Annotated in this window: 13 protein-coding genes; 10 read left to right on the top strand and 3 right to left on the bottom strand. The window is 69.0% G+C overall.

Annotation, left to right across the window (positions count from 1 at the left end; translation table 11 throughout):
- The first annotated feature begins 176 nt into the window (after positions 1–176).
- From ACUN0C_RS00985 to ACUN0C_RS00975, 3 genes are read left to right on the top strand one after another with little or no spacing between them, the layout of a single operon-like run.
- Positions 177–911 carry an RNA polymerase sigma factor gene (locus tag ACUN0C_RS00985; RefSeq protein WP_445464449.1) on the top strand — a complete coding sequence of 245 codons (735 nt, stop codon included), beginning with the start codon at positions 177–179 and terminating at the stop codon, positions 909–911.
- Positions 912–932: 21 nt separating this feature from the next.
- Positions 933–1,343 (top strand): DUF5602 domain-containing protein, encoded by a 411-nt coding sequence (locus ACUN0C_RS00980; RefSeq protein ID WP_445464448.1) that lies wholly within the window; start codon positions 933–935, stop codon positions 1,341–1,343.
- Positions 1,340–1,852, top strand: a complete 513-nt coding sequence (locus ACUN0C_RS00975) for a plastocyanin/azurin family copper-binding protein (RefSeq protein ID WP_445464447.1) — start codon at positions 1,340–1,342, stop codon at positions 1,850–1,852. Before ACUN0C_RS00980 ends, ACUN0C_RS00975 begins: the two co-directional genes overlap by 4 nt.
- Before the next feature lie 363 nt (positions 1,853–2,215).
- Here the strand turns inward: ACUN0C_RS00975 and ACUN0C_RS00970 are convergent, their stop codons facing one another.
- A complete protein-coding gene (locus ACUN0C_RS00970) occupies positions 2,216–2,479 on the bottom strand; it encodes a hypothetical protein (RefSeq protein WP_445464446.1) in 264 nt (87 codons plus the stop codon).
- Between the two features lie 222 nt (positions 2,480–2,701).
- Between ACUN0C_RS00970 and ACUN0C_RS00965 the strand changes: the two genes are divergently transcribed.
- The 3 genes from ACUN0C_RS00965 to ACUN0C_RS00955 all read left to right on the top strand — a co-directional run bounded on the left by ACUN0C_RS00965 (position 2,702) and on the right by ACUN0C_RS00955 (position 5,506).
- The gene (locus ACUN0C_RS00965) at positions 2,702–3,703 is read left to right on the top strand and encodes a phospholipase D family protein (protein WP_445464445.1); all 1,002 of its coding nucleotides are present in this window, start codon (positions 2,702–2,704) and stop codon (positions 3,701–3,703) included.
- A 9-nt stretch (positions 3,704–3,712) separates the two neighbouring features.
- Positions 3,713–3,916, top strand: a complete 204-nt coding sequence (locus tag ACUN0C_RS00960; RefSeq protein WP_445464444.1) for a hypothetical protein — start codon at positions 3,713–3,715, stop codon at positions 3,914–3,916.
- A gap of 579 nt (positions 3,917–4,495) precedes the next feature.
- Positions 4,496–5,506: a ligase-associated DNA damage response exonuclease gene (locus ACUN0C_RS00955; RefSeq protein ID WP_445464443.1), complete on the top strand. Its 1,011-nt coding sequence runs from the start codon at positions 4,496–4,498 to the stop codon at positions 5,504–5,506.
- Between the two features lie 153 nt (positions 5,507–5,659).
- On the opposite strand, the gene ACUN0C_RS00950 is transcribed toward ACUN0C_RS00955, so the two are convergent.
- Positions 5,660–6,064: a hypothetical protein gene (locus ACUN0C_RS00950; protein WP_445464442.1), complete on the bottom strand. Its 405-nt coding sequence runs from the start codon at positions 6,062–6,064 to the stop codon at positions 5,660–5,662.
- Between the two features lie 246 nt (positions 6,065–6,310).
- Here ACUN0C_RS00950 and ACUN0C_RS00945 point away from each other — a divergent pair, with 246 nt between their 5' ends.
- From ACUN0C_RS00945 to ACUN0C_RS00935, 3 genes are all read left to right on the top strand, one after another.
- Entirely contained in the window at positions 6,311–7,147 is an 837-nt protein-coding gene (locus ACUN0C_RS00945) for a nitroreductase family protein (protein ID WP_445464441.1), read from the top strand.
- Between the two features lie 230 nt (positions 7,148–7,377).
- On the top strand, positions 7,378–8,421 hold the full coding sequence (locus tag ACUN0C_RS00940; RefSeq protein WP_445464440.1) for a Fe(3+) ABC transporter substrate-binding protein: 1,044 nt from the start codon (positions 7,378–7,380) through the stop codon (positions 8,419–8,421).
- A 75-nt stretch (positions 8,422–8,496) separates the two neighbouring features.
- The gene (locus ACUN0C_RS00935; protein WP_445464439.1) at positions 8,497–10,242 is read left to right on the top strand and encodes an ABC transporter permease; all 1,746 of its coding nucleotides are present in this window, start codon (positions 8,497–8,499) and stop codon (positions 10,240–10,242) included.
- On the opposite strand, the gene ACUN0C_RS00930 is transcribed toward ACUN0C_RS00935, so the two are convergent.
- The gene (locus ACUN0C_RS00930) at positions 10,209–12,167 is read right to left on the bottom strand and encodes an acetoacetate--CoA ligase (protein ID WP_445464438.1); all 1,959 of its coding nucleotides are present in this window, start codon (positions 12,165–12,167) and stop codon (positions 10,209–10,211) included. The two genes, ACUN0C_RS00935 and ACUN0C_RS00930, sit on opposite strands and share 34 nt — an antisense overlap.
- Positions 12,168–12,305: 138 nt before the next feature.
- On the opposite strand from ACUN0C_RS00930, the gene ACUN0C_RS00925 reads away from it, so the two are divergent.
- Complete coding sequence (locus ACUN0C_RS00925; RefSeq protein WP_445464437.1) at positions 12,306–14,051, top strand: AsmA family protein; 1,746 nt, start codon at positions 12,306–12,308, stop codon at positions 14,049–14,051.
- The last annotated feature ends 1 nt before the right edge of the window (position 14,052 follow it).

Below are 14,052 nucleotides of genomic sequence, written 5' to 3'. Positions count from 1 at the left end.
GAGCGATCGGCGTGTCGCCGCGGCGGCGCCCGGACCTCGATACGGGGGCGATCCGGCATAGGGTGGTGAATCACTGCTTGTGCGTCCCCGCGGCTCAACTGCTGCGCCTTCGGTGATCAACGGGAACCTCTTTCGGCAACCAAGCATCCAATGCGCCGAATGCACGAGGTGACGTGATGTCAGATGCGGTTTCGACGCGTGAGGACCGGCACGAGCCAACCTCAGAACTGGGATTGGCCGAGCGAGCGAGAGACGGAGATGCATCCGCCTTCCGGGACATCATGCAGCGCAACAATACGCGCCTCTTTCGCGTCGCGCGCAGCGTTCTGAAGGACGATGCCGACGCCGAGGACGCCGTTCAGGAGAGCTATCTGAAGGCGTACACGAAGCTCGGGGAGTTCCGCGGCGAGTCCACCCTGTCCACATGGCTGACCCGCATAGTCCTGAACGAGTCGCTGATGCGTCTGCGCCAGGGCCGAAGGACCGCCGAGATTACGAGAACCTTCGAGCAGGAGTCGCGGTCGGGGCGGGTCGTCAGGTTTCCAGGGATGGCGCAAGGCCAGGACCCGGAGAAGGCCGCGGCAACAGCTCAGATCACCCGCATCCTGGAACGCGCGGTGGATGCTCTGCCGATCGACTTCCGCGTCGTCTTCGTCATGCGGTGCGTACAGGAGATGAGCGTCGAGGAGACGGCCGAGCAGCTCGCCATTCCGCAGGCCACGGTCAAGACCCGCCTTCATCGCGCACGGCTCCTGCTCCGCCGCTCCCTCGACGAAGAGTTGGGCGTCTCGCTCACCGGCACATTCCCCTTCGGCGGTAGCCGCTGTGCCCGGATGACCGAGGCCGTGCTCGCCCGGCTCGGATTGACCGACATGCTCCCGTCCGGCCCGAACGGGAACGGTGACATCTAACAAGGGCGTCAGGAGACGATCATGAAAGCACTGTTGAACGTCATTCTCGCATCTGGCTTGATCCACCTGGCGGGCCCGACCCTGGCCCAGGAGCAAGCGCCACCGGCGGAGAATTTCAAGAAGGTCAGCGAGCTGGTCACGCTGCCGGATTTCCTGCCCGGTCTGGGCCAGCTCTATGTCGATCCGAGTTCGCTGCCCGCGGGGCCGTTTCTGGCGTACGACCGCGACGGCAGGCTGGTCAGCACGATCTACATGATCCCGGTCGAGGACCTGACGCCGGAAAAGCGCTTCGAGGACCTGAGCCTTGGCAACGGCAACGTCGATCACGTCGACGTCTATTTCAACGCCGGCCATCCCGGCGTCGAGAAGCCACACGCGCATGTGGTGCTGTGGCACGTGCCGGCGGCCGACGAAGCGCGGGTCGCGCAGTGACCCTGACGCGCCGCAGCGTTCTGCGGATCGGCGGGGGTCTCCTCGCCGGTCTGCACTTCGGGGCGGACCCCGCCAGGGCGGCCGAGGCTATCGAGATCATCATGAGCGGGAACGAGGACGGCTCGCGGGTCTGGTTCGAGCCGATCGGGCTGCTCGTTCAGCCCGGGCAGTCGGTCCGTTGGACCAACAGGGATCCCGGCAACTCCCATACGGCGACCGCCTACCATCCGGACAACGGGGACCATCCGTTGCGCATTCCGGCCGGGGCGAGTCCCTGGAATTCCGACTACCTGCTGCCGGAGTCGTCATTCTCCGTGACGCTCACCGTGCCCGGCGTCTACGACTACTTCTGTGTTCCCCATGAGCATGCCGGGATGGTGGGGCGGATCGTCGTTGCGGGTTCGTCGTCTCCGGTAGCGCCGCGGCCCGGTGGCATACCGGAAGTCGCCGAGAAGGGATTCCCCCGCGTCGCGGCCATATTGCGGAATGGCCGCGTCGACGCTCGCTGAATCGGGCGTCGGCCTCCCCGCTGTCGTCGGCATGGCCTGCCCTCTGTCCTCGGCGTGGCCTCCCCCACTGTCGTCATCGCCGGACTTGATCCGGCGATCCACGGGGCGGGTGCCAGGCGAGGGGCTGTGCTGGATGCCCGGGTCGAGCCCGGGCATGACGACGGAGAGGGTGGCGGGCGGAGGAGCGGCTTTCGGCGTGGCCTCCCGCACTGTCGTCATCGCCGGACTTCATCCGGCGATCCACGGGGCGGGTGCCAGGCGGGGGGCTGTGCTGGATGCCCGGGTCGAGCCCGGGCATGACGACGGAGAGGGCGGCGGGCGTCGGCCTACCCGCTGTCGTCGGCATGGCCTCCCCCACTGTCGTCATCGCCAGACTTGATCCGGCGATCCAGGAGCGGCGCGGGCCGTGGGGCGGGGCTGCACTGGATGAAAGGGCAACCTCTTCGCGTCTTCGGCTAGCCGGACATCGACCTGATCGAGCCCGAGGACGGCCAGATCCAGGTGAAGGTTTACGGTGGCCACGTTCTCGACCGCGCAATCGGCGAAATCCGCTGCGACGGCGTCGACGGCATCGCCTGCTAGTTCGTCGACACGGACTACAACGAGGAGAGCTTCTTCGTCCGCCACGCGTACTTCCTCGACGGCGCAAAGAACGGCGGCAGCCATCCCTACAGGAGCCTCAAGACCGCTCTCAACGCCGAGATCGAAGAGGAGACGTGGGAGACGCTCTATTCGGATGTATCACGGCCATTTGCGCGACCGGGGACAGGGCGGATTGCGGTGAAGGTGATCAACCACTTGGCGACGATGTGCTAAAGCTATATTGAGTCTAGACGGAAGGACACCCAGATGAACCGTTTTCTCGTAGGCGAAGCATTGACTGCTGAGATCGAAGCGATCCTGAAGTCGCCCGGGAGTCGCTACGCGGTAGCGTTCTGGGGGCGTGGCTCAACAGAGCGATTGCCGGATGGAGGAAAAGGCAACGTCAAGATCATCTGCAATCTGCGAAGCGGAGGCACGAACCCGGCAGCCATCAAGGCGATGAATCGAGAGAACGTGCGCCAGATGGATGACCTCCACGCGAAAGTGTATCTCGGCTCCGATCACGCCGTGGTCACTTCCGCCAATGCCTCGGCTAATGGACTGGGCTTCGAAGGGCACGAGTTGAAAGGCTGGCGTGAGGCCGGGTGGTTGACTGACGAGATCCGGCCCATCGCGGACTGGTTCGAGGTTTTGTGGAGTGAAGCCCACGAGATTTCAGATCAGGACATCAGGCTCGCCGAGGAGGCTTGGCGTAAACGGCAAAGGGCGAAACCAACTTTGCGCGACTTTGCAGATTTTGATCCTCACATGGAACAGGTACCACTCCTGTACTGGATAAGAATTTTACCATGGGAATATGAGAAGGAGTCAATAAAGAAGCAAATGGGATCTGCAGATCGTAATGTGCTTTCTCTTGTGGATAATTCTCTAGAAGTTGATAACAAAAAAGATGAGGATACCATGGTGGCTTCAACCGTCCTCGTTTGGACGCGCACTGGTGGCCACCGGGTTGATCGGCGATCAAGGCCGTACTGGTTTCGGGCTGGCAGAGTCTTGAGAAAGTGCTTCAGTTACGAAGGGTACCCCCGAGATGCTATCCTTCCATCTGAGGAGCAGGTCATCGCACCCTTTCTGTTGACAGATGAGTTCATTGGTGTGTTTCGAGAGACATTGGAGCAAAGTGAGTTCGACCTGCTGCGGTCAGATCACACCGAGGGGCCGTGGTACACTCAAGAACGCTTGAATCTGCACAGGCGCTTCTGGTCAGAGTGTCATAACCGTTACGTCGCATCCACTGCGACCGAATAGGTCGGGCTGATGCCGACCATCCTCGCCGAAAGCTTCACCGCCTCACTTGGCAGGCTCAGCGATAACGAACAGAAGCAGGCGAAGCTGACGGCGTTCGACCTGCAGACGGATCGGGTCGAGCCCGGGCATGACGACAGAGAGTGCGGACCAGGCGGCGGAGCGGCTCTCGGCGTGGCTTCCCCACTGTCGTCATCGCCGGACTTGATCCGGTGATCTACAGGGCGCGTGCCGTGCGGCGGGGCTGCGCTGGATCCCCGGGTCGAGCCCGGGCATGACGACAGAGAGGGTGGCGGGCGGAGGAGCGGCTTTCGGCGTGGTTTCCCCCGCTGTCGTCATCGCCGGCCTTGATCCGGCGATCCACAGGGCGCGTGCCGTGCGGCGGGGCTGTGCTGGATGCCCGGGTCAAGCCCGGGCATGACGACAGGGAGGGGGAAAGGCCCGGGCATGACGACAGAGAGTGGGGTTGGGGCTTCATGACGACGGAGAGTGGGGTGGGGCGGCGGAGCGGCTTTCGGCGTGGCCTTTCCCACTGTCGTCATCGCCGGACTTGGTCCGGCGATCCATGGGGGGCGTGCCGTGCGGCGGGGGCTGTGCTGGATGCCCGGGTCAAGCCCGGGCATGACGACAGTGGGAAGGAGAGAGGCGCGTGCCATGGGGCGGGGGCTGTACTGGATGCCCGGGTCGAGCCCGGGCATGACGACAGAGAGGGGGGCGAGGACCGGGCATGACGACGGAGAGAGGGGCGTGGCCAGGGGTCGTGCAGGGGCCGGGGCGGTGCCCTAGATGATGGCCATGCGCTACACCGATCTCGTCTGCCGCACCGAGAAGGGCATCTACTGCCCGCCCGGGGATTTCCATATCGACCCGGTCAGGCCGGTGCCGCGCGCGCTCGTCACCCACGGCCATTCCGACCATGCGCGCGCCGGGCACGGCGCGGTGCTCGCCACGGCGGAGACGCTCGCCATCATGGCGGCGCGCTACGGCGAGGGTTTCGCCGGCACGACGCAGGAGGCGGTGCTGGGCGAGGTGCTGGACCTGGGCGGCGCGAGCGTCACGTTCCATCCGGCCGGCCACGTGCTCGGCTCGGCGCAGATCGCGGTCGAGAAGGACGGGCTGCGCATCGTCGCCTCCGGCGACTACAAGCGCCGGCGCGACCCGACCTGCCGCGGCTTCGAGCCGGTCGCCTGCGACGTCTTCATCACCGAGGCGACCTTCGCGCTGCCCGTCTTCCGCCATCCGGACGCCGGCGACGAGATCGCCCGGCTGCTCGCGTCCGTCGCGCAGTTTCCCGACCGCACGCACCTCGTCGGCGCCTATGCGCTCGGCAAGGCGCAGCGCGTCATCGCGCTCCTGCGCGAGGCGGGCTACGACCGCCCGATCTACATCCACGGCGCACTGCAGCGGCTCTGCGACCTCTACGAGGAGGAAGGCATACGCCTCAGGCCGCTCGAGCCGGCGACGATCGAAAAGGGCGGGCGCAAGGACTTCGCCGGCGCAATCGTGATCGGGCCGCCGTCCGCCTTCGCCGACCGCTGGGCGCGGCGCTTCGCCGATCCCGTAGCCGCCTTCGCCTCCGGCTGGATGAGCGTGCGCCAGCGCGCCCGGCAGCGCGGCGTGGAGCTGCCGCTCGTCATCTCCGACCATTGCGACTGGGACGAGCTCACGGAAACCATCGCCGAGATCGCGCCGGCGGAGGTCTGGGTCACGCACGGGCGGGAAGAGGCGCTGGTGCGCTGGTGCGCGCTGAACGGCATCGCGGCGCGGCCGCTCCACCTCGCCGGCTACGAGGAGGAGGCGGAGTAGAGGCCCCGTTCGCTGAATGAGCGCCTGCCGTTTCCCTTGCGTTCCCAATCGGGTAAATCGGGGCCGGGCAATTTGAGGAAATCTCCGCCACCGCCCGTAAGGAATACCGAAAGATCGCGGGGCGGCCGCGCGGACGCTCCCGCGCGGCGAGGGTCAGCCGGCGACCGCGGCCGGGTCGGCGAGGGCGAGGCGGACGGCGACCAGCGCGACGAGGCCGGCATGGAGGCCTGCCGCGGCGAGCACGCCGGCGAGCGTCGCCGGGCCGGCGAGGAAGGCGGCGAGCGCGAGCGCGAGCAGGAACATGGCATGGACGCCGACATCGCCGAGCATCCTGCCGGCGCGGCGCCGGTTGGAGAGCACGCCCGCCGGCGTCACCCGGTAGGTGCCGCCGACCGTGGCGCCGAACAGGCGGTACAGGGCGGCGCGGTCGGTGATCCCGGTCAGGTCGCGGAGCTCGGCATAGGTCGCCTGCCCGCGGAGCACGCTCGCCCAGGCGCGCCCGGTGATGAAGACCGCCCCGGCATAGAAGAGCGCGAGCAGGAAGACGGCAGCGTCCATGAACTCCACTTCGACACCCTCGCAACGATCGTTCCCCGCGCCGGCTATAGCATGAGAGAGGCACTCCGCGGCAATTCGGATGGAACCGGTGCGGCAACGCGCGCATTGATCCGATTCCGCGCCGCGTCCGCGTCTGCGGCGTCGTCGGACCGCCGGGAGCCCGTCCGGCCGGTGCCGTGCGGCCGTCGCCTCGGGCGATGACGCGATCGGTCCCGTCGCCTATGCTGGCGCGAACGGGAGGTCGCGATGCAGGGGCTGGAAGGATTGCGCGCCGCGCTGGCGGAGCGCTTCGGCGAGGCGTTTCCAGCCGAGGTTCCGCCGGAGGCGGCGGACCGGCTGGCCGGGCTTGCGGCGCACCGCGTCATCCGCGCCTTCACGGACGAGCCGCTCGACCCGGCGCTCGTGCGGCTCCTCTGCGCCTGCGCGCTCTCCGCGCCGTCGAAGAGCGACCTGCAGCAGCGCGACATCGTCATCGTGTCGGACCCGACGCTGCGGGCGCGCATCGCCGACCTCGTGCCGGGCCTGCCCTGGCTGCGGACGGCGCCGGGCATGGCCGTCTTCTGCATCAACGGCCGGCGCCTGCCGCAGATCGCGGAATGGCGGGGGAAGCCGTTCCCGAACGACCATGTCGACCTTCTCTTCAACGGCATCGGGGACGCCGCGATCGCGCTCGCCTGGTTCCAGGCGGCGCTCGCCATGGCCGGGCTCGGCGGGTGCCCGGTGAGCGAGATCCGGAACCACGCGGAGGCGGTGAGCGGATTGCTCGGCCTGCCCGACAAGGTCGTCCCCTATGCCGGCTTCTGCTTCGGCCGACCGGCCGAGGCCGGCGCGGTCACGCCGCGCCTGCCGCTCGACGTGACGGTGCACGAGAACCGCTTCTCCGAGGAGAACCTCGAGGAGCGGATCGCGGCGCACGACGCGCGCCGGGAGGCGCTGCGCCCCTATTCCAGGCAGCGCGGCACGAGGCGCTTCGGGACGGCGGACGGCTACGGCTGGTCGGAGGACAAGGCCCGGCAATATTCCGAGCCGCTCAGGGCGGGGTTCGGGGACTTCTTGCGCGGCAAGGGGTTCCGGCTGGAGTGAAGCCTCCGACGCGCTGCCGCGTGTCCGGCACCGTCGGCACCGAAGGCAGGCCAATTGCGCCCGCGCCCGGAAATGGTATTGTCGACTTGCAGAGTCACCAAGTTTAGAACCATTCTAAACTATTGTGATTACATGCGATTTCGTTGACTCGACCCGGTGCGCGGATATAGTCGCGCCCGTTTCGAACACCCCGACGCCAGGGCCTTGAACCCTTCCGATTGGAGATCACGATGACCGTCCCGACCCGCAGCGCCGCGGCACTGCTCGCCCCCCTCCTGCTCGCCGCAGGCCCGTCCCTTTCCCAGGCCGCCGAAGTGGTGAACGTCTACACCTACCGGCAGCCCGAGCTGATCCAGCCCCTCCTCGACGCCTTCACCAAGGAAACGGGCATCGCGACGCGCGTGATCTTCGCCGATCGCGGGCTCGAGGAGCGGATCAGGGCCGAGGGCGCCAACTCGCCCGCCGACGTGCTCCTGACCGTCGACATCAACCGCCTCGCGGCCGCCAAGGAGGCCGGCATCACGGCGCCGCTCGCGAACGCGGCGATCGAGGCGAACGTGCCGGCGGAGTACCGCGATCCCGAAGGCGAATGGTTCGGCCTCACCATGCGCGGCCGGGTGGTCTACGCCTCGAAGGACCGCGTGCCGGAGGAGGCGATCACCTACGAGGAACTCGCCGACCCGAAGTGGAAGGGCCGGATCTGCACGCGCTCCGGGCAGCACGTCTACAATATCGGCCTGTTCTCCGCGATGGTCGCCCATCTCGGCGCGGAAGGGGCGGAGAAGTGGCTGACGGGCCTCAAGAACAATCTCGCGGTGAAGCCCGCCGGCGGCGACCGCGACCAGGCCAAGGCGATCTTCGCCGGGCAGTGCGACATCGCGCTCGGCAACACCTATTACGTCGCGCTGATGATGACGAACGAGAAGGAGCCGGAGCAGAAGGAGTGGGCGAGCGCCATCAAGGTGCTGATGCCGAACGCCGGCGATCGCGGCACGCACGTCAACATCTCCGGCATGGCGCTCGCCAAGAACGCGCCGAACCGCGACAATGCCGTGAAGCTGATGGAATTCCTGTCCGGCGACGAGGCGCAGCGGATCTACGCCGAAACGAACCACGAGTATCCCGTCGAGAAGGGGATCGCGGTGTCCGACATCGTCGCCTCGTTCGGCGACCTGAAGCCCGACACCCTGCCGCTCGCCGAGATCGCGAAGCACCGCCAGGAAGCGAGCGAACTCGTCGACAAGGTCGGCTACGACGACGGCCCGAGTTCCTGACACGGACGGGAGCTTCCACAGGATGACGCGGCGGGCGCCCTCCACGGCGCTCGCCTTTTCTTCGGCGGCGCGGCCGTGACGGAGATCGGGCGGCCGCTCGTCGCCGGCATCCTGCGCCGGCGCGCACGGACCCGCGGCCCGGGCCGGGCGGACGCCTGGCCGCTCGCCGCCGCAGCCCTCGTCTGGGTCGTGATGGCGCTGCCGCTCGCCGCCCTCCTCGTCATCGCGGCGAGCGCGGTCGGCTCGACCTGGCCGCATCTGCTGCGCACCGTCCTGCCGGGCGCGACGGTCACCACGCTGCTGCTGATGGCGGGCGTCGGGATCGGCACGGCCGTGATCGGGGTCGGCACGGCCTGGCTCGTCGCCGTCTGCCGCTTCCCCGGCCGGCGCGTGCTGGAATGGGCGCTCGTTCTCCCGCTCGCCGTGCCGACCTATCTCGTCGCCTTCGCCTATATCGAGATCCTCGACTATACCGGCCCGGTGCAGAGCGCGCTGCGAACGCTGTTCGGCTTCCGGACCGCGCGCGAATACTGGTTCCCCGAGATCCGGTCGCTGCCGGGCGCGATCTTCGCGATGACGGCGGTGCTCTACCCCTACGTCTACCTCACGACCCGCATCCTGTTCCTGATGCAGTCGGCGCACGTGATGGAGGTGGCGCGTACGCTCGGCGCCTCGCCGTGGCGCCTGTTCCTCCGGATCGCGCTGCCGATGGCGCGGCCGGCGATCGCCGTCGGCGTCAGCCTCGCGCTCATGGAGTGCATCAACGACATCGGCGCGGTCGATTTCTTCGGCGTGCGGACGCTGACCTTCGCGATCTACCAGACCTGGCTGAACCGCGCCGACCTCGCCGGCGCAGCGCAGCTCGCGCTGGTGCTCCTCCTGATCGTGCTCCTCTTGATCCACGCCGAGCGGAGCGCACGCGGGCGGCAGCGCTTCAACGTGGCCTTCGGCGGACGCGAGCCGCCGCCGCGCTTCACTCTGTCCGGATGGCGCGCGGCCGGCGCGGTCGCTGCCTGTGCCGCGCCCGTCGCGGTCGGGTTCCTGATGCCGGGCGCCCTCCTCCTCGACTACGCGACGCGGCGGCTCGAGCGCTTCGCCGAGCCGGCGGTCCTCGCCGCCGCCGCCAACAGCATCATGGTCGCCACCGCGACCGCGCTGGTGGCCGTCACGGTCGCCTTCGCGCTCGTCTATGCCGCAAGGCTCTCGCAGGGCCGGGCGGTCGCGCTGCTCGGCCGGCTCGCGGCGACCGGCTACGCGGTGCCCGGCACGGTGCTCGCCGTCGGTATCCTGATCCCGATGGCCGCGCTCGACAACCGCATCGACGCGGCGGCGCGGGCGCTGTTCGGGACCGGCACCGGCCTCCTCATCACGGGCTCCGGCGCGGCGATCGTCTATGCCTGCACGGTGCGCTTCCTGGCCATCGCGCACGGCTCGCTCGACGCCGGCTTCACAAAGATCGGGCGGCACCTCGACATGGCGGCGCGCACGCTCGGGCGCTCGGCGGGCCGGACGCTGGTGGAGGTGCATCTGCCGCTGATGCGGCGGGCGATCGTGGCGGCCGCCCTCCTCGTCTTCGTCGACACGATGAAGGAGCTGTCCGCCACCGTGCTGCTCCGCCCGTTCGACTTCGAGACGCTGGCGACGCTCGTCTACGGCGCGGCCTCGCGCGGCGCCTTCGAGGATGCGAGCCCGGCGGCGCTGGTCATCGTGGCGATCGGCATCGTGCCGCTCGTGCTGCTGCTGGGGAGCGGGACCGAGAGCCCGGCCGGCTTCGGCAGGCGGACCGATCAGCCGGTGGCGAGCTCCGGCAGGTCCCTGTAGAGGTCCAGCGCCTCCGGATTGGCGAGCGCCTCCTTGTTCTTCACCGCGCGGCCGTGCACGACGTCGCGCACCGCGAGCTCGGTGATCTTGCCGGACTTGGTGCGCGGAATGTCGGCGATTGCGACGATCTTCGCCGGGACGTGGCGCGGCGAGGCGCCCTCGCGGATCTTCGCCTTGATGCGCCGGACGAGGTCGTCGGAGAGGCCCGTCCCCGGCGCGAGCCGCACGAACAGCACGACGCGCACGTCGTTGTCCCAGTCCTGTCCGATGGCGAGCGCCTCCAGCACCTCGGGCATCTGCTCGACCTGGTTGTAGATCTCGGCAGTGCCGATCCGCACGCCGCCCGGATTCAGCGTCGCGTCCGAGCGGCCGTGGATGATCATGCCGCCGTGCGGCGTCCATTCGGCGAAATCGCCGTGGCACCAGACTCCGGGGAAGCGCTCGAAATAGGCGGCGCGGTACTTCGCGCCGTCGGGGTCGTTCCAGAACATGATCGGCATGGACGGGAACGGCCGGGTGCAGACGAGCTCGCCCTTCTCGCCCGTGACGGGGCGGCCGTCCTCGTCCCAGACGTCCACCGCCATGCCGAGGCCCGGGCCCTGGATCTCGCCCTTCCAGACCGGCCTGGTCGGCACGCCGAGCACGAAGCAGGAGACGATGTCGGTGCCGCCGGAGATCGAGGCGAGGTGGAGGTCCGGCTTGATGCCGTCATAGACGAAGTCGAAGTTCTCCGGCGCGAGCGGCGAGCCGGTCGAGGTCATCATCCGCACGGATGAGAGGTCGTGCGTGTCGCGCGGCCGCAGCCCGGCCTTGCGGACGGCGTCGATGAACTTCGCGGAGGTGCCGAAGATCGTCATCTTCTCGTCGGCCGCGAAATCGAACAGGACGTTGCCGTCCGGATGGAACGGCGAGCCGTCGTAGAGGAGCAGCGTCGCCCCGCTCGCCAAGCCCGAGACGAGCCAGTTCCACATCATCCAGCCGCAGGTGGTGAAGTAGAAGAGCCGCTCGCCGGGCCGGATCGAGCAGTGCAGCCGGTGCTCCTTGACGTGCTGCAGCAGCGTGCCGCCCGCGCCGTGGACGATGCATTTCGGCACGCCGGTCGTGCCGGAGGAGAACAGGATGTAGAGCGGGTGGTTGAACGGCAGATGCTCGAAGGCGAGATCCCGCGCGTGATGGCCGGAGAGGAAGTCGTCGAGCGTCTCGGCGCGGGGAATGGCGCGCGCCGCAGCCTCGGCATGGCCGAGATAGGGCACAACGACGATCCGCTCCGCGGTTGGGAGCTCGGCGGCGATCGCCTTCAGCTTGGCTGAAATGTCGATCGGCTTGCCGTTGTACCAGTAGCCGTCGCACGCGACGAAGAGCTTGGGCTCGATCTGCCCGAATCGGTCGAGCACGCCGCGCTCGCCGAAATCGGGCGAGCAGGACGACCAGATCGCGCCGAGCGAGGTCGCCGCCAGCATGATCGCGACAGTCTCCGGCATGTTCGGCATCATCGCCGCCACCCGGTCGCCGGCGCCGATGCCGGCTTCGTGCATGGCCTGCTGGAGGCGCGAGACGAGGGCGCGCAGCTCCGTCCAGCCGAGCGTGCGGCGGACCTTGTCCTCGCCGCGGAAGACGAGCGCCGGGCCGTCGCCGCGGTGGCGCAGGAGGTTCTCGGCGAAGTTGAGCCGCCCGTTCGGGAAGAACTCTGCGCCGGGCATCAGGTCGGCATCCGCGATCCGGATGTCGCCCTTCTCGCCGACGATTTCGCAGAAGTCCCAGACGAGGTCCCAGAACGCCGCAGGGTCCTCGACCGACCAGGCCTGCAGCGCGTCGACATCGGCGATCGCGGCGCCGGCGCGGCGGGCGGCCTCGGCCATGAAGGCGCTGACCGGGAGCGCGGAGAAACCTGCGGGATCGGGGCTCCAGAGCGGCGTGTCGGTCATCGTGCGGTCCGGCCTTCGGAAGTTCCTCGTCTGCCTGCACGACATGGCACAGGGCCGCCGGGCCGCCAAGGCTGTTCGCCTTGCGTTTCGGGAGCGGAGGTCGTATCGGCTGCGCAGGACAGCGGCGGTATTCCCTTCATGAAGCGGATTGCGTGGGGCGTCCTCGCGCTCGTCGCGCTCCTCGCCGCCGCCGCGGTGCTCGGGATCGCGGCGCTGCCGCGGGACGCGCTGAAGACACAGGTCGCCGAGCAATTCTCCGCGTGGACGGGACGCGAGGTCTCGATGCGCGGCGAGCCGGAAATCCGGTTCTTCCCCGAGCCGTCGGTGACGCTCACGGAGGTCACGGTGGCGGGGCCGTCCGGCATGGCCGGGGGCGAGATCCTCAGGACCGAGAAGCTCACGGGAACGATCCGGATCCTGCCGCTCGTGCTCGGCGAGATCGACATCAAGTCCTTCACCATGCTGCGGCCGGTGGTGACGCTCGTCCGCGACGAGACCGGCCGCCGGAACTGGGCGTTCGACACCGGTGCGGCGGCGCTGCAGCTCGCTTTCGCCGGGGACGTGCCGCTCGGGCGGTTCGAGCTGCGGCACGGCACGATCAGCTACGACGACCGACAGAGCGGGGTCGCCGAACAGCTCGACGACGTCGGGATCGTGCTGGAATGGCCGAGCGTGCGCGGCGCGCTCACGCTTTCCGGCTCGGCCGTCTGGCGCGGCGAGAAGGTCGACTTCGGCGCGAGCGCCAAGCAGCCCTTCGCCTTCGCCAACCGGCGGGCGACGGCGGTGGAGGCGCGGGTCGACGCACCTTCGATCCACGGGCGGTTCGACGGCCAGCTCTCCGACATCCGCCAGCCGCAGCTCGCCGGCGCGCTGGAGCTCTCCACGCCCTCCTTCCGCGGCTTCGCCGGCTGGGTCGGCAGCGCCATCGGCCCCGGCCCAAATCTCGGCGCGGCAACGCTCGCCGGCGATGCGGAGCTCTACCAGGGCACGCTCTCGGTCTCCAACGCGCGGCTGATGCTCGACGGCAACCGGGCGCAGGGCGCGCTCCGCGTCGGCATCGCGCCCCGGCCGAGCCTCGCCGGCACGCTCGCCTTCCCGAGCCTCGACCTGACGCCCTATTTCCAGGAGATCGGCGCCGCCATGACGGAGCGGCAGGACGCCTGGCGTTCCGTCGGCCTCGACACCGAATGGTACCGCGCGCTCGAGGCCGACATCCGGCTTTCGGCGGATTCGGTGACAGCCGGACCGTTCGCCGCCGGCGCGACGGCGGCCGCCGCCTCGGTCCGGGACGGCCGCTTCGAGGTCGCGATCGCCCAGTCCGCCTTCTACGGGGGCGTCCTCTCCGGCACGATCGCGGTGACCGACGATCCGCAGGACGAAAGCTTCGGCATGGAAGCGCAGCTCCGGGCGAACGCCTTCGACCTCGGCCAGCTCGTCGCCAGAATCGCGCCGGACGCCACCGCCCGCGGGCGGGCGACCCTGAGCGCCGACGTATCGACCGCGGGCCTCAATGCGGGCGAGCTGGTGGCGGGGCTCTCCGGCATGGGGGCCGCGTCCATCGAGGCCGGCGCGCTGCCCGACCTCGGCCTGACCGCGCTCGCCGCCGCGCTCCGCAACGGGCAGAACCTGCAGCAGGCGCACGCCGCGACGTCGCCCTTCGACCTGCTCAAGGCGGCGATCAGGTTCGACGACGGGCTGGCGGCGGTGGAGGGAACCGTCACCGCGGGACCCGACCGCGCCGCCATCGAGGGCGAGATCGACCTCGCCTCCGGCCGCCTGAGGCTCGAGGGCAGCATGGCGAACGACGCCGCCGAGGCCGGCTCCCGCTTCGCCGTCGCCGGGACGCTCGCCGACCCCGTGCTGCGCCCGGCCGCGACGCGCTGAG

This window comes from Faunimonas sp. B44, assembly GCF_052655945.1.
The sequence above is the reverse complement of the archived record's forward strand: the minus strand, read 5'-3'. Positions and strand labels throughout refer to the sequence as shown.